Here is a 22,890-nt window from a genome sequence, read left to right as displayed (position 1 = left end):
CGACAAAACCGGCGCCGCACAGAAGACACCACCGCAGGCACGCGGGGAGCGGAAAGCAAGGTGGGCATAAGACGTCAGGAGCCCTGCGCGCGAAGGGGCATGATGGTGTTCCGCGGCATCACCAGCAGACAGCCATCGCAGTCTCCAGACACGCAGAATGCAGATCCCAACCTCTTACCTACGAGCGCAAGACAGGACCTGATTTGACACGCTAAAAAGCAGCTTCGGTGGCCCTGCAAATGAGGGCGTGAGGCCCTTAGGGAAGCCCACGTGCGAAAGGGCATAGTTGTTTGCACGGCATCTCTTGGAGGCCGGCACTGTAGTATCTTTATGGAGGCTTTTGGCGAAGCTGTTTAGGCGCTAGGAAAGGGAGTCGTCTTCTTCCTGTTTCGCCTCCTGCATGAGGATTGCCGCCTTGCGTGAAAAGAACGGCCTGGTTCGGGATTATGCCCGTCTCGCCCCTGTGATTCCGGTGGTTACCATTGAGGATGCCCGCGCGAGTATCGATCTCGCACATGCCCTGATCGGTGCGGGGCTTCCCGTGATCGAGATCACCCTGCGGACGGACGCGGCTTTGGACGCCATCGCGGCTATCGCCAAGGCGGTTCCGGAGGCGGTTATCGCGGCGGGAACGGTCCTTCATCCTTCGCAGATCGGCGAGGTTGTCGATGCCGGCGCGAAATTCATCGTGACGCCGGGCACTCCGCGTGAGCTTGCCGAAGCTTTGGCCGAGGCCCCGGTTCCGGTCATGCCCGGATGCGCGACGGTGTCGGAAGCGATGACATTGGCGAATCTTGGTTTCGATACGCTCAAGCTCTTCCCGGCCATGGCCTCCGGCGGCGCGGCCTGGCTGAAGGGGATCAATGGCCCCCTGCCGCATCTGCGCTTTTGTCCCACGGGCGGTGTCGATCTTGCGAACGCGCCGAGTCTCTTGTCCTTGCCGAACGTCCTGTGCGTCGGCGGCACATGGATTACCCCTAAGAAGGCTCTCGAAGATGGGGATTTCGCGATGATCGCGCGGCTCGCTCGTGAGGCGGCGGCGTTGCGTCCGCGCGCCGTGGATTGAACCAATCTCGCCGTCTCCCGTTAAGATTTCGGCCAAAGCTCTTTTCGCCGATGATCCTCGTCGCAGAGCCTTTGCCGCCATTCTTGACCGGGGGAGGCCTGCATGTTCGATCCGAAAGTTCTGCTCGATGCTCTCGTGGGGGCCTCCGCGCGGCCCGATGAGCAGGAACAATCCGGGCGGCCGGGCACGCCAAGCCCGGTTGGGGCGCAGATCGAGCAGACGATCAACTCCCTGACGGGGCAGTCGGCAGGGGAGCTGTTGCAGAAAGCCAAGGATGTCGTCGCCCGGAATCCGGGGTTGGCCCAGGCTGCCGCCATTGGTCTTGCCGGGCTGCTCTTCGGCAACCGAAAGACCGGGGGCGGCGGTATCCCGAGCAGTTTCGCCAAATTAGGTGGCCTCGCCCTTATCGGAACGCTTGCCTACAAAGCGTACCAGGCCAGTCAGCAAGAGAGTGGTGACGCAGCCTCCGGCCCGGCAATGGGAGGGCTCAGCCTTCCCGAAAAATCGAGCTTCCACCCGGCGACGCAAACGGAAGACGACGCCATGCTCTACTTGCGCGCGATGGTGGCCGCAGCGACCGCCGACGGGCGCGTGGATGAGGAAGAGCGCAACCGGATTGTCAGCGGTCTCGGCAAGGCCGGGATGGACCCTGATGCCATGCGCTGGCTCCAGCAGGAACTGGCTGCGCCGGCGGACGTGGACGAACTCTCAAGCAATGTGAACTCGCCCGAAAAGGCTGCGCAGGTTTATGCCGCTGCGCGAATCGCCATTGACCCCGACACTTTGCAGGAGCGCGACTTTCTGCATCGCCTGGCCGATGCGCTTGATCTCGACCCGAGCGTGAGGCGGCAGGTCGATGATGCTGCCGCTGGGCTGAAGGCGTGAGGCATTCGCTCAAAGAGGGGCCATGCGCCCGAGTGGCCTGATGCTTTGATATTTGACCATGCTCTCGCGCCCACCTTTCTCGTCGTAGCGTTTTGCCAGAACGAAACCGAGATCGGGCGAGTAGAAATCGGTGTGCTCCGAGATCACCTTGCCCTCGACATTAAGGTAGCGATTGCGCACGAGAAGCACGTTGTAGCCGCAGGCTCCGATTTGCAATTTCTCCTCACCGGAAACGCTCAGCTCAAGAGAAATGACGGCTCCCACCTTGGACGGTTGGGCAGGGGCGAAAGTCACGACGCGGCGTGACTTTCGGTCGAGCGGGAAGATCGCACGCAAGTCCGAAAGCGGAATGTTGATGGAGCGTGCGGTGTCGTCGAAGCGGCTGATCTCGAAAAGACCGCGGAAGGAAATGACATCCTGCTTCTTGCCGCTCGGATACGTGTTCACGACATGCACGAAGCCGTCCGCCGGCTTGATCTCCGCCAGAATACCCTGCCTTTCCAGGATGAAGCCTGCCTTGGCGCTCTGGGCTGTCGGGCATTCGTCCGCGAAGGCAGGCGACATGGCAAAGAGCAGGCTGATCAGGAGAGGAAGGCGGTTTAGCATGGAAGACCGAAGGGGCATCTTGAAGCCACCGATTGCAGAAGGCGGGAAGTACGGGAAAAGCGCTAATGAACTTCGTCCTTGAGTTCAAATGCGAAAATAGTCTTTGTTGTCAGGTCCGGCTTCCGGGTTTAGCAACTCCATGTTGAGCCTTGCTCGATTTAGCCTGTCGAGCCGGATCAACTCGAGACGTCTGCGTCATTTAAAATCGAGAAGGAACGAGGAATGGCTGAACGGCCTCATCGTCGCGCGCCCGAGCAACTTCGTTCCCGGTTGTGGTTCGACAATCCCGATAATCCGGGCATGACGGCGCTTTATCTGGAGCGCTATCTCAATTTCGGCCTCACGGGGCAGGAGCTGCAATCGAAGAAGCCTATCATCGGCATCGCGCAGACGGGCTCCGATCTTTCCCCTTGCAACCGGCATCATCTCGATCTCGCCAAGCGTGTGAGGGACGGCATCACGGCGGCCGGCGGCGTTGCTTTCGAGTTCCCGTGCCATCCGATTCAGGAAACGGGGAAACGCCCGACGGCCTGCCTCGACCGCAACCTTTCCTATCTCTCCCTCGTCGAAGTGCTCTACGGCTACCCGCTCGATGCGGTGGTGCTGCTGACCGGCTGCGACAAGACCATGCCAGCCTGCGTCATGGCGGCGGCGACGGTGAACATTCCGGCGATTTCGCTCAATGTCGGCCCGATGCTGAACGGCTGGCACGAAGGCGAGCGCATCGGCTCCGGCACGATCATCTGGAAGGCGCGTGAGCGCCATGCGGCGGGCGAGATCGACTATCAGCAATTCATCGACATCGTGAGCTCCTCGGCGCCTTCCGTCGGGCACTGCAACACGATGGGCACCGCCTCCACCATGAATGCGCTTGCCGAGGCGCTCGGCATGTCGCTGCCGGGATCGTCGGCAATCCCCGCGCCCTATCGCGAACGTGGACAGACGGCTTACGAGACGGGGCGGCGCATCGTCGAAATGGTGTGGGAGGATCTGAAGCCCTCCGACATTCTCACGCGCGAGGCGTTCGAGAACGCCATCGTCGTTAACGCCGCCATCGGCGGATCGACCAACGCGCCGGTCCACATCAACGCCATCGCGAAGCATATCGGCGTGCCGCTCGATTGTAATGATTGGGAGAAGATAGGATTCGAGATTCCGCTTCTCGTGAACATGCAGCCGGCGGGCGAATATCTCGGCGAGGAATACTATCGCGCAGGCGGCCTGCCCGCCGTGTTCGCGGAGCTCATAAAGGCCGGCAAAGTTCACGAAAAGGCGCTCACCTGCTCCGGCAAGACGGTCGGCGAGAACAATGCGGGCCGCTTCACCTGGGACAACGAGGTCATCAAGTCTTACGACAAGCCGTTGAAGGAGAAGGCGGGCTTCTTGAACCTGAAGGGCACACTCTTCGACAGCGCGATCATGAAGACTTCGGTCATCAGCAAGGAGTTTCAGGATCGGTACCTGTCGAACCTGAAGGACCCGAACGCCTTCGAGGGGCCTGTCGTCGTGTTCGACGGGCCGGAGGATTATCATCACCGCATCGATGATCCGTCCCTCAACATCGATGAGAACACGATTCTCATCATGCGCGGAGCGGGGCCCATCGGCTATCCGGGTGCGGCGGAAGTGGTGAACATGCAGCCGCCGGGTGCGCTCATCAAGCGCGGCGTCTTTTCGCTGCCGTGCATCGGCGATGGACGCCAGTCGGGAACGTCCGGTACGCCGTCGATCCTCAACGCATCGCCGGAAGCAGCGGCGGGCGGCGGTCTCGCGCTGCTGCAGACGGGCGACCGTATCCGCATCGACCTCAACAAGCGCAGCGCCGATATTCTCCTTTCCGATGAGGAGTTGAAGCGCCGCCGCGCGGATCTCGAAGCGAAGGGTGGCTATGCGTACCCTGCGAGCCAGACGCCGTGGCAAGAAATCCAGCGCTCGATGGTCGATCAGCTTTCCGAGGGCATGACCCTCAAGCCCGCGGTGAAGTACCAGAAGATTGCGCAGACCTTCGGCGTGCCGCGCGACAATCACTGAGGCTGCAATCTCATCAAAAAAAAGGCAGGCTCCACGCCTGCCTTTTTTGTTGTGTCGCCGGTGTGATGTGATGCGTCAGCCGCTCGCTTTCGGCGCGCGCGGCCACGGTGTTTCGGGCACGGGCGTTTTCGGCCCCTCGCCGGAAAACCACGAGGTCAGATTATCGACGACGAGCTGGCCCATCGCGTTGCGCGTGTGGACGGAGGCTGAGGCGACGTGCGGGAGGAGCACAATATGCTCCATGTCGATGAGCGCCTGCGGCACGCGCGGTTCGTCCTCGTAGACGTCGAGACCGGCGGAGAGGATCGCGCCGGAGCGCAGCGCTTCGATGAGGGCTTTTTCATCGACGACGCTGCCGCGCGCGACATTGATGAGCACGCCCTCCGGGCCGAGCGCGTTGAGAACATCGGCATTGACGAGGTGCCGCGTTCCGGCCCCGCCCGGCGTGATGACGATCAGCACATCGACGGCCTCGGCCAATCCGGTGACAGTGGGAAAGTAGGCATAGGCGACATCACTTTGCTGCGTGCGGCCATGATACGCGATGGACACGCCGAAACCTTCGAGCCGCCGCGCAATCGCCTTGCCGATGCGGCCGAGGCCGACAATGCCGATCTTGCGCTCGCGTAAAGTAGGCGAGAGTGGGAAGGGACGCTCGAGCCACTTTCCTGCGCGCAGATGGCGATCGGCCTGCGGAATCTGCCGCAGGGTGGCGATCAAAAGGCCGATGGCGAGATCGGCGACCTCGTCGTTCAGCACATCCGGCGTGTTGGTGACGACGATGCCGCGTTTGACGGCTTCTCCCACGTCCACGTTGTCGTAGCCAACGCCGAAGCTCGAGACGATTTCGAGGTTGGGCAGAAGGTTGAACTGGTCGGCATTGAAACGGCCATGAACCGTGCTCGTCGCGACGCCGCGAATCCTGCCGCCAATGTCCTTGAGATAGGCATCGCGGTCCGTCGCCTCCCAGAGGCGATGAAGCGTGAAGGCCGCGTCGAGCTTTTCCATCACCAGCGGCAGCATCGGCGCTGTCATCAGCACGTCGGTTTTGGCCATCGGTCTTTCCTGCTCGTCGTTTTGGAGATTTCAGCGGCCTGCGCATCGCGCCGATGCGCGCCGGAGATGTTTTTGCATTCGCCTACGATAGAGCAGGCCGGGAAGCGATGACAACAATGGTAAAGACAAAAACAAACGCGCCCGGATCGGGCGCGTGTTCAAAAGAGCGGATGCAAGGTGAAGATTAGGCCGCGATGTTCGAACCCGGTTCTGTGGCCGGTCCGATGTCATCGGTTTCATCCAGCTCGTCCTCGGGGCTGTCGAAACCTTCCAGATCCGCGCCGGTGAGCTTCGCGAGGTTCTTCGCGCCCTTGCGCAGGAGCTTGCGCAGGCGCTTGCGATCCTTGGCGTCGAAGCCTTCGAGGAACTCCTCTTCGACCTCGTTCCACAATTCGTCGATGGCGGCGGCCTTCTTCTTGCCTTCCTTGGTCAGCTTCACCCGGACGACCCGGGCATCCCCGGGTTCCGTGTGACGCTCGACCAGCTTCATCGCCGCAAGGCGTGAAACCGTCTTGGAGGCCGTCGGCGGGCGTACGCGCAGGATGGTCGCAAGCTCGCCCATCGTCATGCGGCCTTCGCTGGCGAGGGCCTGGAGAACCTGCTCCTGACCGGCAAACAGGTCGAGCTTGGCCAGCTTGTCGCCCATGCGGCTACGATGGAGCCGGGAGGACTGGACGAGCGCCCAGCCGACGCTTTTCACTCCGGGATGTTTCATCCGTGCACCTGCCAGAAAAGGAAGCTTGCCTGCTAACCATGAACATGGGTCATGACGGTTCGATGACAATCTGGAGGATGTCTACAACTTGTAGCTATAGGTTGCCGATTGGACCTTCGCTCAAGAGACCGATCATGCTCAAGCCTCGGGCTCCATCGCGCTTTCGTGCCAGTGCCGCAGGGCAAGGCGCGACAGGGCCGAAGTCACGAGGAAGATTACGATCCCGGTGAGAGCCAGGAGAACGAGAGCCGCGAACAGGCGCGGGATGTTGAGGCGGTACTGGCTCTCGATGATTCGGTAGGCGAGGCCCGAGCTGACGCCAGCCGAACCCGCCGCCATTTCCGCGACGACCGCCCCGATGAGGGAGAGCCCGCCCGCGATCTTCATGCCCGTGAGGAAGGAGGGCAGGGCCGCCGGAAAGCGCAGGAGCCACAGGGCCTTCAGGCGCGACGCGAGTCGCTGACGCAACGTCATTGGGTTGCCGCTGTAGAGGGCGAACAGGTCGAGAAGGTTCCGGTCCGCCGATTGCAGCCCGAGCATGGTGTTGGAGAGGATGGGGAAGAACGCGACGATCCAGGCGCAGGCCAGAACCGCGATTTCCTGCGGCATGTAGATCAGGAGCAGCGGCGAGATCGCGACGACGGGGGTGACCTGCAGCGCCACGGCGAAGGGATAGATCGAATATTCCACCACCCGCGAGAGGCTGAGCAGAAGAGCGAGCGCGACGCCTCCGATGACAGCCAGGGCCAACCCGGCGAGCGTGGTCTTGAGCGTCACGAGAAGGGCGACGGAGAGAACAGGCCAGTCGGCCACGAGGGTCGTTACGATCAGGCTCGGCGCGGGCAGGATGTAGGCCGGCACTCCTGCCATGCGCACGTAAGCTTCCCAGGCGGCGATGGCGGCAACGAACACGATGGCGGGAAGCCAGATGCGGCTTGCGCTATGTTTCGGCTGCGTGCGTGCGGTCTCGCTCATGACGCACCTCCCGGCAAGATCATCGCGCGTGCCAGAATGTCGGACACCTGGCCGCAGAGTTTCGCGTAAGTCGCGCTCGCGCGAAAACGCGCATCGCGCTCTCGCGGTGCGTCGACGGTCATTGTCGCGGCGACATGGCCGGGGCGCGGAGTCATCACGGCGATGCGGTCGGAGAGATAGACGCTCTCATAGACGGAATGCGTCACGAACACGATGGTGCAGTCGAGCTCACGCTTCAGCCGCAGCAGGTCGTCATTGAGCTTGAAGCGCGTGATCTCGTCGAGCGCCGCGAAGGGTTCGTCCATCAAGAGAAGCTTTGGACGAAGACTCAACGCCCGCGCGATGGAAACGCGCATGCGCATGCCGCCCGAAAGTTCACGCGGATAAGCGCGCGCGAAGCCGTCGAGGCCGACCATCGACAGAATGTCATCGATGCGAGAGGCCGCCTCGCGCTTCGAGACGCCGCGTAGGCGTAAAGGGAACCACACATTGTCGGCGACACTCGCCCACGGCATCAATGTCGGGTCCTGAAACACGTAACCGATTTCGCTGCGGTGATCGGCCGGTGTCGCATCGCTCCAAGCAAGGCTGCCGGATGTGGGTTCGGACAGTCCCGCGATCAAGCGCAGGATCGTCGATTTGCCGCAACCGGACGGGCCGAGAAGCGAGATGAACTCGCAGGGGAGAATATCGAGGTCGAATGCGGAAAGCGCAGTCAGTCCGTTGGCGAATGTCTTCCCCACGCCTCTAAGAGAAACGAGAGGAGACGCCGATTGCGGTTGAAGCGATGCGGCCATCGTTCTCACTTCTTCAGGTTCAGTCCGACGCCCTTGTTCACGAATTGCAGCGTGTAGGCGCGCTTGTAGTCGAGATCGGATTTGAATAGGCCGGCCTTGACCATCTTGTCGAAGAAATCCTTCATGCGTTCATCGCTCATTGCACCGATGCCGCGCGTCGTTGCGTCCCCTGAATCGACAATGCCGTATTCCTTCATCTTCTCGCGCGAGTAGGCGAGAAGCTCATCCGTCATTTCCGGATTGTCGCGCTTGATGAGCGCAACCGCTTTCGCGTTGTCGCCGTAGAGATAGTTGTACCAGCCGATGGTGGAGGCATCGACGAAGCGCTGCACGAGATCGGGATTTTTCTCCACCACCTCGCGGCGCGTTTCGACGGTGGTCGAATAGGTGCTGAAGCCGTGATCGGCGAGCAGGAACACGTTCGGCTTGAAGCCGCCGACCTTCTCGATGACGAGCGGATCGGACGTCGCGTAGCCCTGCTGCACGGCGTTGGGATTGGCGATGAAGGGCGCGGGGTTGAAGCCGAACGGCTTGAGCTGCTCTTCTTTGAAGCCGTATTCCGCGCGCATCCATTGGAAGAAGGTCGCAACGCCGTCCTTCGACAACAGGATGTCGTTCGATTTCTTCAGGTCGAGGAAGGTGTCGAGCCCCTGGCCGGGATGGCTCATGAGAACCTGCGGCTCCTTCTGGAAATGGGCCGCGACGACAACGGTGGGAATATCCTTCTCCACGGCGGAGAAGGCCTGGATCAGGCTGCCGCCCATGTAGAAGTCGAGCTTTCCGGCAGCGAGCAGCATGCGGTTGTTGGCGCGCGGGCCGCCGGGGACGATGGTGACCTTGAGGCCGTATTTTTCATAGGTCCCGTCGGCGAGCGCCTGATAGTAGCCGCCGTGCTCGCCTTGGGCGAGCCAGTTGGTGCCATAAGTGACCTCGGTCAGTGGCTGCTGCGCTAGCGCCCCGCCGATGCTACCTGCGAAAAGCGCGGCCAACGCCGCAAGTCCGGTTCGAAGCGTCACGGCATCCTCCATAGGGCTGCGATCCTAAATCGCTTCTGAAACCTCACGTGGGGCTTGGCAAGCTCCGCCATGCGGCGGAGCCGCTCTTATGCAGCCCTCATTTATGCAGGGCTCACTCCACCGACCAGGGATAGGTCCATGTCTCGGTGAGCGCCCGGTTGCCGGCGCGCAGGAAGGCGCGCAGGTCCGTCGATTGCCCCGGCTCGAGCTTCACGTCGATGGCGGCGCGGAAGCCCTTGGTGTGATCGTTCGGAACGATGAAGGTGTGCGTGATCTTGCCGGTCGAGGTCGAAGGCACGAGCTGCACCTGCGTGGGGTCGGCGAGGTAGTATTCCAGATCGCCACCCGCGAAGTCGATAATGAAGCGGCGATGGGTCGGATCGCTCGGCCCGTTCGAGCCGCTGGCGCGCGGCGGGGTCTGGAACGTGTTCAGCGCCTTGCCGCCGGGATGCATGGCATTCGTGTCGGAGATTGCGCGCAGGCGATAGTTGAGCGTCACCTCCTGCCCGCGCTCGAGCGGGCGAGCCGGTTGCCAATAGGCGACGATGTTGTCGTGCGTCTCGTCCTTGGTCGGGATCTCGACCAGTTCGACCCGGCCTTCGCCCCACTGGCCGACGGGCTCGACCCAGTATCCGGGCCGCTGATGGTAGAAGGCCTCGAGGTCCTGATAGTTCTCGAAGACGCGATCGCGCTGCATCAGCCCGAAGCCGCGCGGGTTGTTGTCGCTGAAGGAGGAAACCGCCTTGCGGGCGGGGTTCTGCAGCGGGCGCCAGATCCATTCGCCGGAGCCCGACTGCATCAGAAGGCCGTCCGAATCGTGAAGCTCGGGACGGAAGTCATCCTGCCTGCGGCGCTCGTTCTCACCCTCGAAGAACATGGAGGTGAGGGGGGCGACGCCGACATTCTGGATGGTCTGGCGCGGGAACAGGGTCGCCGTCACGTCGACGGTCGTCTCCTTCGCGGGGTAGACGTCGAAACGGTAGGCGCCCGCCACGGAGGGGCTGTCGAGCAGCGCGTAGATCGTCGCCCGGTCGCTCTGCGGCGTCGGCATCTCGATCCAGAATTCGCGGAAGTAAGGGAACTCCTCCGCCTCGCCGCCCGGCACGTTGATGGCAAGGCCGCGCGCGGAGAGGCCGTATTTCTGGTCCCGCCCGAGAAAGCGGAAATAGCTCGCGCCGAGAAAGGCGATCAGCTCGTCGAAGACCTTCGGCGTGTTGAGCGGGTAGTGCAGCCTGAAGCCGGCGAAACCGAGATTGACCGGCAGTGGCTTCTCGACCTTGTTGCGCCCGTAGTCGAACAGCTCGCGCTGGTAGGGCACCGGCGTCGGCACGCCGTCGCGGATCACGTTCACCGTCACGGGGCGCTGATAGAGGAAGCCCGGATGGAACAGATGCATGCGGAACGGCCCGCCGCCGCCCGCCAGAAGCGCCTTCTCGGGTCGGAAGCGAATGTCACGGTAGTCGTCGAAGCTGAGTTGGCTCAGAGGCGGCGGAAGCTGCTGCGTCGAGGCCTCGTAGGGCGCTGCCGCAATCTCCCGCGCGCGGCGCACCACGTCCTCGAAACGGAACGGGGTCGGCGCTGGTGCAGCGCCCTGCTGGGCGAGGGCCGGAAGGGCGACGCTCGCGAGCAGACTCTGCAGAACGATTCGGCGGGACAGGTTCATCATGAAAGGGCTGTTCTTCTTGGGCTTCGCGGAGCCGGAGGAGCTCCGGAAGATGTCATTCTTGCACCCTATCCGTCTACCCACTCCCGTTAATACAAGCTGAACGACGCCTGCTGTGGCCCCAATCGCAAAAACATTGGAAAAAGGTCTTGTGATCGGGGGCGAATAGCCCTATGTGACCGCTTGCCCAATTTCGCACGTGCCTGTGGTCGCGTGCCGGTTGGTGGGCATCCGGACAAGAGGCCGGACAGCCGCCCGAGAACATTCTCGTTCTCGATACCCCTAACCGGCAGCCGGAGGCGAAAACCGGCGCACCCCGTTCTCAACGGGGAACGCGGCTTAAAGCAACGACGAACGGGCTTTTTTGGTCTCGTTGGCCCTCCAAAGGTCAACACCGAAGAGGCTTGTTTATCATTGCCAGGCGTGCGGTCAGGGAACTCCCCTTTCCAATCCAAGGCAGCATCGTCGGGTGAAGAACCCATTGGCGCCCCTCGTGTCTCCAAAGCACGAGCGCGCGATGATTCTTCCCTCGCTGACGCCGGGTGCGCAGGTTTCCGTGGCACGGAAACAGGCTGCACCTGAATTTCAATCCGGGGCCTCGGACAAGAGCCCCATTGAACCTGTGGTGGGGAGAGCGCCATGACGCAGCGCATCCGTGATTTCCTGCGCAACCGACGAGAGGACGGCCCGTGTGTCGTCGTCGATCTCGAGGTCGTGCGCGACAATTATTCCAAGTTCGCCCGGGCGCTTCCCGACACGCGCGTGTTCTACGCCGTGAAGGCGAACCCCGCGCCGGAAGTGCTGAAGGCGCTCGCCGATCTCGGCTCGTGCTTCGACACGGCCTCCGTCGTCGAGATCCAGCTGGCGCTGGACGCCGGCGCGACGCCCGAGCGCATCTCCTTCGGCAACACGATCAAGAAGGAGCGCGACATCGCTCGCGCGCTTGAGCTTGGCGTGCGCCTCTTCGCGGTCGATTGCGAGGTGGAGGTCGAGAAGATCGTGCGCGCTGCCGGTGAGACCGGCGTTGCTGCTTCCGACGTGAAGGTGTTCTGCCGCATTCTCTGCGACGGCGCCGGCGCCGAGTGGCCGCTCTCGCGCAAGTTCGGCTGCGCGCCGGAGATGGCGGTGGACGTGCTGGAACACGCTTGCCGTCATGGGCTCGAAGCTTATGGCGTGTCGTTCCATGTGGGTTCGCAGCAACGCAACACCGAGGCGTGGGATCAAGCGCTCGGTTCGGCTTCCGCGATCTTCCGCGAATGCATGAGCCGCGGCATCCACCTGTCGATGGTCAATCTCGGCGGCGGGTTCCCGACCAAGTACCTGAAGTCGATCCCGCAGGTGGAAGCTTACGGCGAGTCGATCTTCCGCGCGCTGTCGAAGCACTTCGGCAACCGTATTCCGGAAACGATCATCGAGCCGGGTCGCGGCATGGTCGGCAATGCGGGCATCATCGAGGCCGAAGTCGTGCTCGTCTCCAAGAAGAGCAATGACGAGGACGAGGTGCGCTGGGTCTATCTCGACATCGGCAAGTTCGGCGGCCTCGCCGAGACGATGGACGAATCGATCCGTTATCCGATCCGCAGCGAGCGCGACAACGACCGCAAGGTGCCGTGCGTGCTCGCCGGTCCGACCTGCGATTCCGCCGACGTTCTCTACGAGAAGGAGCCTTATCCGCTCCCCATTTCGCTGGAGATCGGCGACAAGGTGCTGATCGAAGGCACGGGCGCCTACACGACCACCTATTCGGCGGTCGCGTTCAACGGCTTCCCGCCGCTGAAGTCCTACGTGATCTGAACTTCCGGCCAGATCATGCGCATTTGATGCGTCCTGTCCGCCTCGTTCCTTGATGAGGCGGACCCGGTGCCCTTTCACAGGGCCATCCTTCAATCACCGGTCCGGACGGCCTGTTCTTTTTGAGCGGGTGCGAGGGCTGTCGCTCACCCCATATCGGGAGGCCGCGGCCATGATAACGATCCGCGAAGAGAATTTTCGCGATGTCGAAGCGCGCGAGACGCTGCTCGACACCTGCTTTGGACCCGCGCGGTTCCAGAAGACCTGCGAGCGCCTGCGTGAAGGCCGCCGCCCGGCGGACGGCCTGGCGCTCGCCGCCGATGAGGACGGCGTGCTCGTCGGCACGGTCCGCCTTTGGCATGTGAGCGCGGGGCCGCAGCGCCCGGCGCTGATGCTCGGCCCCATCGCCGTCGATCCGTCGCGTCAGAGCTGCGGGCTCGGCGCGCGGCTGATGCGCGAAGCGCTCTCCCGCGCGGCGGCGCTCGGTCACAAGGCCGTCGTGCTGGTGGGCGATGCTCCCTATTATGAACGTTTCGGCTTTTCGTCCGCCAGGACGGAGAACCTCTGGCTCCCCGGTCCCTACGAGCGTGAGCGCTTTCTGGGGCTGGAATTGCAGCCCGGCGCGCTCGAGAGCGCGCGGGGCCTCGTCTCCGCGACGGGTGCACCTTGCGACAGGGCGGATCTCGCCGCCCTCGTCGCGTCAGCGGCGAACGATGCCTTCGGGAGTTTTCGCCACTCGCTCTGACAACCTGACAATTGACGCGCGCCGCGCTGCAACTATTGGTACGGGTAAGGTCTTTCAAAAGAGGACCATGCTCTACCAAGAGCGAGCTCGGCGCGTTTCGCTTTGAGTTGCTGTTTCAAGAAGGAGAAACCTTGATGTCCGTTTGGCCTGTTCATGGACGCATCACTGGCCCGGTCGTGATGATCGGCTTCGGCTCGATCGGCAAAGGCGCGCTGCCTTTGATCGAACGTCATTTCGAGTTCGACCGCGATCGTTTCGTGGTGATCGATCCGGACGACAAGAACCGGGCTCTCCTCGATGAGCGCGGCATTCCCCTCGTCAAGCAGGCGCTGACCCGCGAGAACTATCGCGAGATCCTGACGCCGCTGCTCACCAAGGGCGGCGGGCAGGGCTTTTGCGTCAACGTTTCTGTCGATACGTCCTCGCGTGCCATTCTCGAGCTTTGCCGCGAACTCGGCGCGCTCTACATCGACACGGTCGCGGAGCCGTGGGCCGGCTTCTACTACGACAAGAGCGCCGGGCCGGAAGCGCGCACGAACTACGCCCTGCGCGAGATCATTCTCGACGCGCGCCGCCGCAATCCCGGCGGCACGACGGCGGTGTCCTGCTGCGGTGCGAACCCCGGCATGGTGTCGTGGCTCGTCAAGCAGGCGCTGCTCAATGTCGCGAAGGATACCGGCATCAAGCATGATGACCCGAAGACCCGCGAGGATTGGGCGCGCCTCATGCAGCGCGTGGGCGTCAAGGGTATTCACGTCGCCGAGCGCGATACGCAGCGCGCGCGCGCGCCGAAGCCCGCAGGTGTTTTCGTCAACACATGGTCCGTCGAAGGGTTCGTGTCGGAAGGCGTGCAGCCTTCCGAGCTCGGCTGGGGCACGCATGAGAAGTGGATGCCCGAGAACGGCCGTACGCACGAGAAGGGATGTCAGTCGGCAATCTATCTCCTGCAGCCGGGCGCCAATACCCGCGTGCGCACATGGACGCCAACCGCGCAGGCGCAATATGGATTCCTCGTCACGCACAACGAGGCGATCTCGATCGCCGATTACTTCACCGTGCGCGAGGGTGACAAGATCACGTATCGCCCGACCTGCCACTACGCCTATCATCCCGCCAACGATGCGGTTCTTTCGCTGCACGAGATGTTCGGCAATGCCGCGAGGGCTCAGGACACGTTCCACATTCTTGACGAAAACGAGATCGTGGACGGCATCGATGAGCTGGGCGTCCTGCTCTACGGCCACGACAAGAACGCCTATTGGTATGGCTCGCAGCTTTCCATCGAGGAGACGCGCCGTCTCGCGCCCTACCAGAATGCCACCGGCCTTCAGGTGACCTCCGCCGTGCTCGCGGGCATGGTGTGGGCGCTGGAAAACCCGAATGCGGGCATCGTCGAAGCGGACGAGATCGATTTCCGTCGCTGCCTTGAGGTGCAGAGGCCGTATCTCGGCCCGGTCGTCGGCGTTTATACGGATTGGACGCCGCTCGATGGCCGCCCCGGCTTCTTCGCGGAGGACATCGACACTTCCGACCCGTGGCAGTTCCGGAACGTGCTGGTGCGATAAGACGAGCGAAAAGCCATGCCGCATTTCGAGGAATTCTACGTGCACAAGCTTCGCGGCTCTCTCGGGAGCGTCGATGCGGAGGCCGTTCTCGATCTGCGGCAGGCTTCGCGCGAGCAGGCTGTGGCCTCGTTGCAGGACATGCTGGAACGCAGCCGCTTCGCAAAGACAAAGTCGGTCGCCATTCTCATCGCACCGCCCATCGAGGGCGGCGGCGAGACGCTTTTTCAGCCCATCGGCAAGGCGCTACTCGAAGCGAAGAAGCGCGGTTGGCTCGATCGTCTCCAGACCTTGCCCGCGCAGGATGGTTTGGGGTTTTACGTGCTGCTTGCGGGCAAGCCTGAAAGAGAAGACAGCTAGAGCATGATCAGAACAAGAGGAAACCGGTTATTCGCCCGGATCATGCGGCAATAAAAGCCTCTAACGCTCGCGCTCAAGCCAGCGCGGCGCGCACATCCTCTTCGCTCACATCGTCCAGCATCTTGCCGATCTTGCAGGCGCGCGTCTTTTCGCCCGGCTCCATCACCAGAATGATGGTTTCGACGCCGGGGCAGGAAGGGTCGGTGCAGGCGATTTCATTGACGGCGAAGGCGATCTCCTCAGCGCCGCCGAGTGCGGCACGCGCCCATTCCTTCACGCGCTCGGTCGCTTCCCGGCTTTGCTTGCCGGAGCCGGGAGCGCCTTTCAGGAAAGAGCCGAACAGCGCCATCGGTTTATCTCAGGTCGGCAGCGTCAGAATGCCAGCCTGCCCGTCCGCGCAGCCGAAGGCGAGGCGCTTGCCGGGCTTGTCCCAGGCGAGGGCCGTGATGCCGCTGTCCTTCACCGAGGGACGCACCAGCAATTCGGAGGCGTCGTTCATGCGGATCAGGAGAATGCAGCCGTCCTCATAGCCGACGGCGAGCACATAGACGTTGGGGTGGAACGAAACGCTGCTGACCTTGGCGGGGCGAACACCGCACTCGCGGGGCGCCTTGCCCGTCGGCCCTTCCTTCGATTCGAAGGGCCAGATGATGGCGGCTTCCGCGCCCGACGTCGCGAGCCATTTGCCGTCGGCTGACCAGGAGAGCGAGCGCGTCTTCGACGGATAGCCGCTCATGCGCATGTGCCCCTTGTCGGGGATCAGCCGCCATCCGTGCAGGGCGTTCTCCTGCATGGAGGTGACGATGAAGCGCCCATCCGGCGACCAGGTGATGTCGAGATGCGAGCCCTTCCATTCGAGAGATTCGGGCTTGCCCTCTATATTGGGGAACCACAACGTCGCGCCGTTGTAGTGCGCGATGGCGAGGCGGTAGCCCTTCGGCGCGAAGGTGAGGCCGCGTGCGGTGGAGGGAACCTCCAGCGTCTTCTCCTTGCCCTTGTCGTCGCGGGCGATGACGCGCTTGCCAGTGGCATAGGCGAAGGCACCGCCCGGATGCACGGCAAGGGAATCGATCCACGCGCCCTTGGTTTCCGCGAGCGTCTTCGTCGAGCCATCCTGCCCGGTCACGGCGACGCGCCCGTCGTCGCCGCCCGTGAGCAGGCGCTCGCCATCGCCCACCGCGACGAGAATGCCGCTGTCGGGATGTGCTTCGACCCGGTGCGTCTCACCGTCTTTCGCCAGAAGCACGCCGCCATCCGCCAGCGCGAAGGCTGCGGTGCCTTTCAGCCAGGCGAGGCCGGTGACATGCGCGCCCGCAGCGACGGGCGCAACGTTCTCGGTGAGAGAGGGGGCAGTTTGAGAAGTCATTCAGGCAGTCCCTTTCAGGGAGCCAAATAGCACAAGTCGGAGGAAGCGGGAGCCTCATCCTGAGGAGGGCCGTAAGGCCCGTCTCGAAGGACGAGGCGTTTCCAGCGTACACTGGACCATCCTTCGAGACGCCCGCAAAGCGGGCTCCTCAGGATGAGGGTGAGGCAAGAGCCTCAGGCCGCCGTCGCGAGGAAGCCTTCGCGGATGGCTTTCTCGTTCAGGTCGCGCCCGATGAACACGACCTTGGAGTTCCGTTTCTGCCCGGGTTTCCAGTCGTCCTGCACGTCGCCGTCGAGGATCATGTGGACGCCCTGGAACACGAAGCGCTTCGGCTCGTTCGGGAAGGCGACGATGCCCTTGCAGCGCAGGATGTTCGGACCCTCGACCTGCGTGAGGTTGGAAATCCACGGCATGAACTTTTCGGGATCGACCTCGCCGTCGATCTGCACAGAGAGCGACTGCATGTCCTCGTCGTGATGATGGTGATGGCCTTCCTCGAGAAAGTCGGGCTCTAGCTCGATGATGCGCTCGAGATCGAAGGCGTTGCGCTCCAGAACTTCGGAAATCGGCAGCGCGCAATTCGTCGTGCGATGAAGCTTGGCGTAAGGATTGATGGCGCGGATGCGGGCCTCGACCTCTTCCAGTTCCTTCTCCGACACGAGATCGATCTTGTTGAGGATGATGACGTCGGCAAAGGCGATCTGGCTCTTGGCCTCGGGCGCATCCTTCAGGCGCTCGGAGAGCCACTTGGCGTCGGCGACGGTCACGACCGCATCGAGGCGGGCGGCGTCGGAGACGTCCTGGTCCATGAAGAAGGTCTGCGCCACGGGAGCGGGATCGGCGAGGCCGGTGGTTTCCACGATGATGGCGTCGAACTTGCCCTTGCGCTTCATCAGGCCGTCGAGAATGCGGATCAGGTCGCCGCGCACGGTGCAGCAGATGCAGCCGTTGTTCATCTCGAACACTTCCTCGTCCGCACCGACGACGAGCTCGTTGTCGATGCCGATCTCGCCGAATTCGTTCACGATCACCGCATAGCGCTTGCCGTGCGGTTCGGTGAGAATGCGGTTGAGCAGCGTGGTCTTGCCCGCGCCGAGATAGCCAGTGAGAACCGTGACAGGGATCTTGTCGGACATGGAGTATTCCTGAAAATCAGAAGAGTCAGCGCCGCCCCGGCGGAAGGCCGGAGGCGGCAGCCAAGCTCAGCTCGAAAGCGCCGTGCTGAAGGCCTTTATATTGTGTCGCATCATGTCAATGTAAGTCCCCGCCGGGCCGCTGGCATCGGAGAGAGCGTCGGAGAAGACCGGTTCGCCGATTTTAGCCCCGGTTTCCTTGGAGATGCGGTCCATCAGGCGCGGGTCTGATATGTTCTCCACGAAGATCGCGGCGATTTTCTCCGCCTTGATCTGCTTGATGATCCTGGCGACGTCCCGGGCGGAAGCCTCGGCGTCGGTCGAGACGCCCTGAGGGGCGATGAAGTCGATGCCGTAAGCCGCCTCGAAATAGCGGAAGGCGTCGTGGGAGGTGATGATCCGGCGCTTGCCCGCCGGGATCTTCGCCACGAACGCCTTGATCTCGCTGTCCAGCGCCTCGAGTCTCTTCAGGTAATCCGCCGCATTGGCCTCATAAGCCGCCTTGGCCGAAGGATCGGCGGCGATGAGGGCATCGCGGATATTCGCCACGTAGACCTGAGTGTTGGCGACATTCTGCCAGGCATGCGGGTCGAACGCGCCATGATCGTGATCATGACCCTTCTTGCCCTCGTCATGATCGTCACTGGCGAGCGCCTTCACGCCCTTCGCCGCCTCGACCACCGCGGCTTTCGTACCGGACGATTTGATCAGGCGGCTGATCCAGCCTTCGAATTTCAGGCCGTTGGCGAAAACAACCTTGGCCTCTGTCAGGCGGCGGCCATCGGCGGGCGTCGGCGCGTAGACATGCGCATCGCCGTTGGGGCCGACGAGGGTCGTGACCTCGATTCTGTCGCCGCCGACATTGCGCACGATGTCGCCGAGGATCGAGAAGGTCGCGACGACCTTGAGCTTGTCGGCGCTCTGCGCCTGCGCCGTAAAACAGCTGCCGGCGAGGAGAGAGAGGCCCATGATTGATGAGATGACGGCGCGCTTGAATAACATCGCGGCTTCCTTGGATGTTGAGCGAAGAATCAGGCTTCCAGATGCCTGCCGGGCATGACGAGCCACAAAAGGCCACCCTCGCGCCCGAAGACGAGGGAGAGAACATAAAGGCCGCCCGCCACGAGAATGATGGCGGGGCCCGCCGGCAATTCGGCGTGGAAGGAGAGCAGCAATCCCCCGACGCCCGACACGATGCCGATGGCGATAGACCAGAGCATCATGATGGTGATGTCCTCGCTCCAGAAACGCGCAGCCGCAGCGGGCAGCATCATCATGCCGACGGCGAGCAGCGTGCCGAGCGCGTGGAAACCGCCAACGAGGTTCATCACGACGAGGCCGAGGAAGATGAGATGTGTCGGCGTTCCAGTACGGCTCACCGAGCGCAGGAACGTCGGATCGACGCACTCCAACACAAGCGGGCGATAGAGCACCGCCAACGCGACGAGCGTGATGGAGGAAATGGAGGCGAGAAGGAGCAGCGTGCTGTCGTCGAGCGCGAGCACCGTTCCGAACAGAACGTGCAGCAGATCGACATTCGAGCCACGCAAGGAAACGATGGTGACGCCGAGCGCCAGCGAGAGAAGATAGAACGCGGCGAGTGAAGCGTCCTCCTTCAACGTGGTGAGCCGTGACACGAGACCTGCCGCTATCGCGACGACGACGCCCGCGATCAACCCGCCGATCGTCATGGCGGGGAGCGAGAGGCCCGCGAGGAGATAACCGAAGGCTGCGCCCGGCAGGATCGCGTGCGCCATCGCATCGCCCGTCAGGCTCATGCGGCGCAGCATCAGAAACACGCCGACAGGCCCGCCGCCGAGCGCGATGGCGATGGTGCCGACGAGCGCGCGCTGCATGAACGCGAATTCCGAGAACGGAGCGATGAGAAAATCGAACATGATCGCGGTCATGCCTTTAAATGTTTGAAGGATCAGGCCGCGTTGCGGCTGCAGGCTTCCGCGTACGGGTCGTACGCCTCGACCATGCTGCGGGCCTTGAGAAGATTCTCGGCGCTCAAGACGCCCTTCGTCTCGCCCCAGGCGACAGGCTCGCGGGCGATGAGAAGCGTTTCCGGAAACACGCGGCGCACGACATCGAGATCGTGCAGCACCGCGACGACCGTGCGCTTTTCGTGATGCCAACGCTTCACGAGCGCGAGCAGGTCGGATGTCGTTTTCTCGTCGATAGCGGTGAAGGGCTCATCGAGAAGGATCACGGGCGCGTCCTGAATCAGAAGCCGCGCGAACAGCGCGCGCTGCATCTGCCCACCGGAAAGGGTCGAGATCGGGCGGCGCTCGAAGCCGATGAGGCCGACGGCGGATAGCGCCTCCTCGATTCTCGTCCTGTCCTTCGCGCCGATCCCGCCGAAGAGGCCGGTGCGGAACCACAGGCCCATTGCGACGATGTCGTAGACGGAAATGGGGAATGAACGATCAATCTCGGCGGCCTGCGGCAGATAGGCGATGCGGCTTCGCACATCGAGGGAAACGTCGATGCGCCCGCTCAAGGGGCGAAGGGTTCCGACGATGCCTTTCAGGAGGGTCGACTTGCCGGCCCCGTTCGGGCCGACGACGGCCATGAGGCTGCCGGAGGCGATCTCACCGCTCAAGTGATGCACGGCGGGGCGGCGGTCGTAGCCGAGGGTGAGGCCGTCGAAACGGATGGTCGTTTTGCTCATGTCGCCCTCACCCGAGAACAGCGAAGACGAGCGCCCAGAGAACGCCCAAGGCGACAGCGGCCCCGATCAACCGCTGCCAGGCGGAAAAGCGCAGCAGCGAAAAGGTCGGCGCCATCGCCACCGCGCGAAGCGGATGAGCGTGAGCATGGGAGTGATGATGGTGGTGCCCGTCATGTGACATGGCACCTGTATAGAGCGAAACCGGAGGGGCGTACAGTATTTTATACGCACCTCAGGATTGTATTCTTGAGAGGATCAATCAACCTCAGGGCGTCGGGTGGTACTGGTAGAGCCAGGTTTCGCTCAAAACTTCCTCGCCGTTGCGCAGGAAACAGCGCAGCTCGACCGGTTCCGTCCCCTGCGTGGTGAGGTCGAACTGGGTCCGCCAGTGGCCGGGCACGTCGTCCGGCACGGCTTCGGTGAGGATGTTCGAGAACTCGCCGCGCGAGGCGGTGAGGACCGGGCGCGGGATCACCCCGGCCGGCAGCTTCTTGAGCGGCTCGCCCAGGAACTCGACCATGAACTTGCGCACGCCCTTCGGCCGCGCCGTGCCGGCCTGCCCGCCATTGCCGAAGCGGGTAGCGACGCAGCGCGCCAGCGACGTGGGGAAAGGCTCCTCAGCCGACCAGTGCATGCGATAGCGGAACTCGAAACTGTCTCCGGCCCGGGCGCTGTCGGCGGGAACCCACATGACGACGACGTTGTCATGAATCTCATCGTCCGTCGGAATTTCGACGAGCTGGATCGAGCCCTTGCCCCAGCCGCCCTGCGGTTCGATCCACAGGGAGGGGCGGCGGTCGTAATAGACGCCGTCGAGATAATGGTCGAACACCCGGTCGCGCTGCAGCAAGCCGAAGCCCTTCGGGTTCTGCTCGGCGAAGGCGGAGGTGATGATGCGCGGCGGGTTGTTGAGGGGGCGCCAGATGCGCTCCCCGGAGCCGGTCCACATGGCCAGGCCGTCGGAATCGTGGATCTCGGGCCGCCAGTCGATGGCGGAGGGCTTCGCGGTTTCCGAGAACCAGTACATCGAGGTCAGAGGTGCGATGCCGAGGCGGCTGACATCCTTGCGCATGAAGACCGCGCAATCGATGTCCATGATGACCGCCGCCGCGCGCTGCATCACGAAGCGGTAGGCGCCCGTGACGCTCGGGCCGTCGAGCAGCGCATAGACCGTAACCGTGTCCGAACCCACCTGCGGCGTGTCGAAATAGATATTCGTGAAATCCGGGAACTCCTCGTTCTTCCCGAACACGGCTACATCGACAGCAAGGCCGCGAGCCGAAAGGCCGTATTGGTAGAGCTCGCCTATGGCGCGAAAGTAGGAAGCACCGAGGAAGGCCACCCAGTCATTCTTGCGCCAGTCGAGCTTGCCGTCGCGGGGCTCCTGGAAGCGGAAGCCGGCAAAGCCGGAATTCTCGGGCAGCTTGCGGGCGGGGGAGTCCGCCGGCATGTCGAAATAGTTTGCCTCGTAAAGGATCTCGCGGGCCTGTCCCTTCTCCACGACGTGCATGTGCACGGGCTTCTGGAAGTAGCGGCCCATGTGGAAGAAGGTGACCGGGAACTCGCTCGGCCCCTTGGCCCAGAGCGCGAGGTCGGTCTTGAACTTGATCTTGCCGTGAGCGTCGTAGTCGATCTGGTTCAGGATCTCGGGCGAGGGGCTAGCGGGCGCCACATAGGGGCTCGCCGCCATATCCCGCGCGCGCTTCTTCAATCCCTCGAAGGAAAAGGCCGACGGCGCGCCGTACCTCAGGCCCTGCTGCGCCAGGGCCGAAGCCGGAAAGCCCGCTGCCGCGAGGCCGGCGGTAGCGGTTGCGAATTGAAGAAACTGACGACGATCGAACATGGGAAAATGCACTTCAGCCCAGAGCATGATCAGAACAAATGGAAACCGGTTGTTCGCCCGGATCATGCGGTAAAATCAAGGAGACTGGTGTCTGATCGTGTTCAAAGAGACCCGATCGGACGCCAGGACTAACCCTACCAAGGTGGCAGGATTGCGATCCTCATAACCTCTTGAGAAATCCCCGTCAGCCGTCAAACTGCATCCAACCACAGGCGTAAAAGCGCCGCCAGCGGCAACGTCTGCAGGCTTGGGGCCGTTTGTCTAAGGTGCTGAAGGTGTGCGGGAGCCTTCTTGAGAAGGCTTCAGGCGCGCTTGGTCAGGGGCTCGACGGCGACGCACTGGCGCCACAGGGCCACGAGCGCATAGAGCGCGAGCAGGCTGAAAAGGCCCATCAGGACATAAGCGACGATCGGCCCGAGATCGAACAGGCCCGCAAGCGCCCAGCCGCCGGAGAGGGCGACGCCGAAGACCTCCGTGCCGATGAGGATCATGATGCTCACGACGGTCAAAAGGTTGCGCCAGTTGGTGCGGGTCGGCTTGGACAAGGTCGAAACTCCCTTTTCGTGAGATGAGGAACTACCCCAAACCCGGCCTTCGGCGCAA

The 22,890-nt window shown here is 62.9% G+C and carries 23 protein-coding genes; 7 read left to right on the top strand and 16 right to left on the bottom strand.

Annotated elements, in window-relative coordinates; translation table 11 throughout:
* Positions 1–415: 415 nt before the first annotated feature.
* Positions 416–1,066: a bifunctional 4-hydroxy-2-oxoglutarate aldolase/2-dehydro-3-deoxy-phosphogluconate aldolase gene (gene eda, locus DQW91_RS15820; protein ID WP_425373410.1), complete on the top strand. Its 651-nt coding sequence runs from the start codon at positions 416–418 to the stop codon at positions 1,064–1,066.
* 102 nt (positions 1,067–1,168) lie between these two features.
* Positions 1,169–1,951, top strand: a complete 783-nt coding sequence (locus tag DQW91_RS15815) for a tellurite resistance TerB family protein (RefSeq protein WP_112664612.1) — start codon at positions 1,169–1,171, stop codon at positions 1,949–1,951.
* A gap of 9 nt (positions 1,952–1,960) precedes the next feature.
* On the opposite strand, the gene DQW91_RS15810 is transcribed toward DQW91_RS15815, so the two are convergent.
* Positions 1,961–2,557: a hypothetical protein gene (locus DQW91_RS15810; RefSeq protein ID WP_112664611.1), complete on the bottom strand. Its 597-nt coding sequence runs from the start codon at positions 2,555–2,557 to the stop codon at positions 1,961–1,963.
* A 222-nt stretch (positions 2,558–2,779) separates the two neighbouring features.
* Here DQW91_RS15810 and DQW91_RS15805 point away from each other — a divergent pair, with 222 nt between their 5' ends.
* Entirely contained in the window at positions 2,780–4,588 is a 1,809-nt protein-coding gene (locus DQW91_RS15805) for an IlvD/Edd family dehydratase (RefSeq protein WP_112664610.1), read from the top strand.
* A 75-nt stretch (positions 4,589–4,663) separates the two neighbouring features.
* Here the strand turns inward: DQW91_RS15805 and DQW91_RS15800 are convergent, their stop codons facing one another.
* The 6 genes from DQW91_RS15800 to DQW91_RS15775 form a co-directional block, all read right to left on the bottom strand.
* Positions 4,664–5,644 (bottom strand): 2-hydroxyacid dehydrogenase, encoded by a 981-nt coding sequence (locus DQW91_RS15800; RefSeq protein WP_112664609.1) that lies wholly within the window; start codon positions 5,642–5,644, stop codon positions 4,664–4,666.
* Between the two features lie 184 nt (positions 5,645–5,828).
* A complete protein-coding gene (locus DQW91_RS15795; RefSeq protein WP_112664608.1) occupies positions 5,829–6,359 on the bottom strand; it encodes a MarR family winged helix-turn-helix transcriptional regulator in 531 nt (176 codons plus the stop codon).
* Between the two features lie 138 nt (positions 6,360–6,497).
* Positions 6,498–7,334 carry an ABC transporter permease gene (locus tag DQW91_RS15790; RefSeq protein ID WP_112664607.1) on the bottom strand — a complete coding sequence of 279 codons (837 nt, stop codon included), beginning with the start codon at positions 7,332–7,334 and terminating at the stop codon, positions 6,498–6,500.
* The gene (locus tag DQW91_RS15785; RefSeq protein WP_112664606.1) at positions 7,331–8,131 is read right to left on the bottom strand and encodes an ABC transporter ATP-binding protein; all 801 of its coding nucleotides are present in this window, start codon (positions 8,129–8,131) and stop codon (positions 7,331–7,333) included. The genes DQW91_RS15790 and DQW91_RS15785 overlap by 4 nt, the downstream gene beginning before the upstream one ends.
* Positions 8,132–8,136: 5 nt before the next feature.
* On the bottom strand, positions 8,137–9,147 hold the full coding sequence (locus DQW91_RS15780; RefSeq protein WP_425373409.1) for an ABC transporter substrate-binding protein: 1,011 nt from the start codon (positions 9,145–9,147) through the stop codon (positions 8,137–8,139).
* Between the two features lie 112 nt (positions 9,148–9,259).
* Positions 9,260–10,813 (bottom strand): OpgD/OpgG family glucan biosynthesis protein, encoded by a 1,554-nt coding sequence (locus DQW91_RS15775; protein WP_112664604.1) that lies wholly within the window; start codon positions 10,811–10,813, stop codon positions 9,260–9,262.
* 636 nt (positions 10,814–11,449) lie between these two features.
* Here DQW91_RS15775 and DQW91_RS15770 point away from each other — a divergent pair.
* The 4 genes from DQW91_RS15770 to DQW91_RS15755 all read left to right on the top strand — a co-directional run bounded on the left by DQW91_RS15770 (position 11,450) and on the right by DQW91_RS15755 (position 15,268).
* The gene (locus DQW91_RS15770; protein ID WP_112664603.1) at positions 11,450–12,604 is read left to right on the top strand and encodes a type III PLP-dependent enzyme; all 1,155 of its coding nucleotides are present in this window, start codon (positions 11,450–11,452) and stop codon (positions 12,602–12,604) included.
* A 169-nt stretch (positions 12,605–12,773) separates the two neighbouring features.
* Positions 12,774–13,346, top strand: coding sequence for a GNAT family N-acetyltransferase (locus DQW91_RS15765; protein WP_112664602.1), 573 nt, complete (start codon positions 12,774–12,776; stop codon positions 13,344–13,346).
* A gap of 134 nt (positions 13,347–13,480) precedes the next feature.
* Entirely contained in the window at positions 13,481–14,911 is a 1,431-nt protein-coding gene (locus DQW91_RS15760) for a homospermidine synthase (RefSeq protein ID WP_112664601.1), read from the top strand.
* Positions 14,912–14,926: 15 nt separating this feature from the next.
* Entirely contained in the window at positions 14,927–15,268 is a 342-nt protein-coding gene (locus DQW91_RS15755) for a hypothetical protein (RefSeq protein WP_112664600.1), read from the top strand.
* Positions 15,269–15,341: 73 nt separating this feature from the next.
* Here the strand turns inward: DQW91_RS15755 and DQW91_RS15750 are convergent, their stop codons facing one another.
* The 9 genes from DQW91_RS15750 to DQW91_RS15715 all read right to left on the bottom strand — a co-directional run bounded on the left by DQW91_RS15750 (position 15,342) and on the right by DQW91_RS15715 (position 22,778).
* On the bottom strand, positions 15,342–15,617 hold the full coding sequence (locus DQW91_RS15750; RefSeq protein WP_245411071.1) for a hypothetical protein: 276 nt from the start codon (positions 15,615–15,617) through the stop codon (positions 15,342–15,344).
* A gap of 9 nt (positions 15,618–15,626) precedes the next feature.
* Complete coding sequence (locus DQW91_RS15745; protein ID WP_112664599.1) at positions 15,627–16,634, bottom strand: WD40 repeat domain-containing protein; 1,008 nt, start codon at positions 16,632–16,634, stop codon at positions 15,627–15,629.
* A 173-nt stretch (positions 16,635–16,807) separates the two neighbouring features.
* Positions 16,808–17,770, bottom strand: a complete 963-nt coding sequence (locus tag DQW91_RS15740; protein WP_112664598.1) for a CobW family GTP-binding protein — start codon at positions 17,768–17,770, stop codon at positions 16,808–16,810.
* Between the two features lie 66 nt (positions 17,771–17,836).
* Positions 17,837–18,769, bottom strand: coding sequence for a metal ABC transporter substrate-binding protein (locus DQW91_RS15735; RefSeq protein WP_112664597.1), 933 nt, complete (start codon positions 18,767–18,769; stop codon positions 17,837–17,839).
* Between the two features lie 29 nt (positions 18,770–18,798).
* A complete protein-coding gene (gene aztB, locus DQW91_RS15730; protein WP_112664623.1) occupies positions 18,799–19,665 on the bottom strand; it encodes a zinc ABC transporter permease AztB in 867 nt (288 codons plus the stop codon).
* Positions 19,666–19,697: 32 nt separating this feature from the next.
* Positions 19,698–20,444 carry a zinc ABC transporter ATP-binding protein AztA gene (gene aztA / locus DQW91_RS15725; protein WP_112664596.1) on the bottom strand — a complete coding sequence of 249 codons (747 nt, stop codon included), beginning with the start codon at positions 20,442–20,444 and terminating at the stop codon, positions 19,698–19,700.
* 7 nt (positions 20,445–20,451) lie between these two features.
* Entirely contained in the window at positions 20,452–20,625 is a 174-nt protein-coding gene (locus DQW91_RS16690) for a hypothetical protein (protein ID WP_157961474.1), read from the bottom strand.
* A gap of 84 nt (positions 20,626–20,709) precedes the next feature.
* Positions 20,710–22,287 carry an OpgD/OpgG family glucan biosynthesis protein gene (locus DQW91_RS15720; RefSeq protein ID WP_112664622.1) on the bottom strand — a complete coding sequence of 526 codons (1,578 nt, stop codon included), beginning with the start codon at positions 22,285–22,287 and terminating at the stop codon, positions 20,710–20,712.
* 302 nt (positions 22,288–22,589) lie between these two features.
* Positions 22,590–22,778, bottom strand: a complete 189-nt coding sequence (locus DQW91_RS15715; RefSeq protein WP_112664621.1) for a hypothetical protein — start codon at positions 22,776–22,778, stop codon at positions 22,590–22,592.
* Positions 22,779–22,890 lie beyond the last annotated feature (112 nt).

The sequence above is a fragment of the Microvirga flavescens genome (assembly GCF_003290125.1).
GTDB lineage: Bacteria > Pseudomonadota > Alphaproteobacteria > Rhizobiales > Beijerinckiaceae > Microvirga > Microvirga flavescens.
Note: the sequence above shows the minus strand (reverse complement) of the source record. Positions and strands in the feature narration are given on the sequence as shown.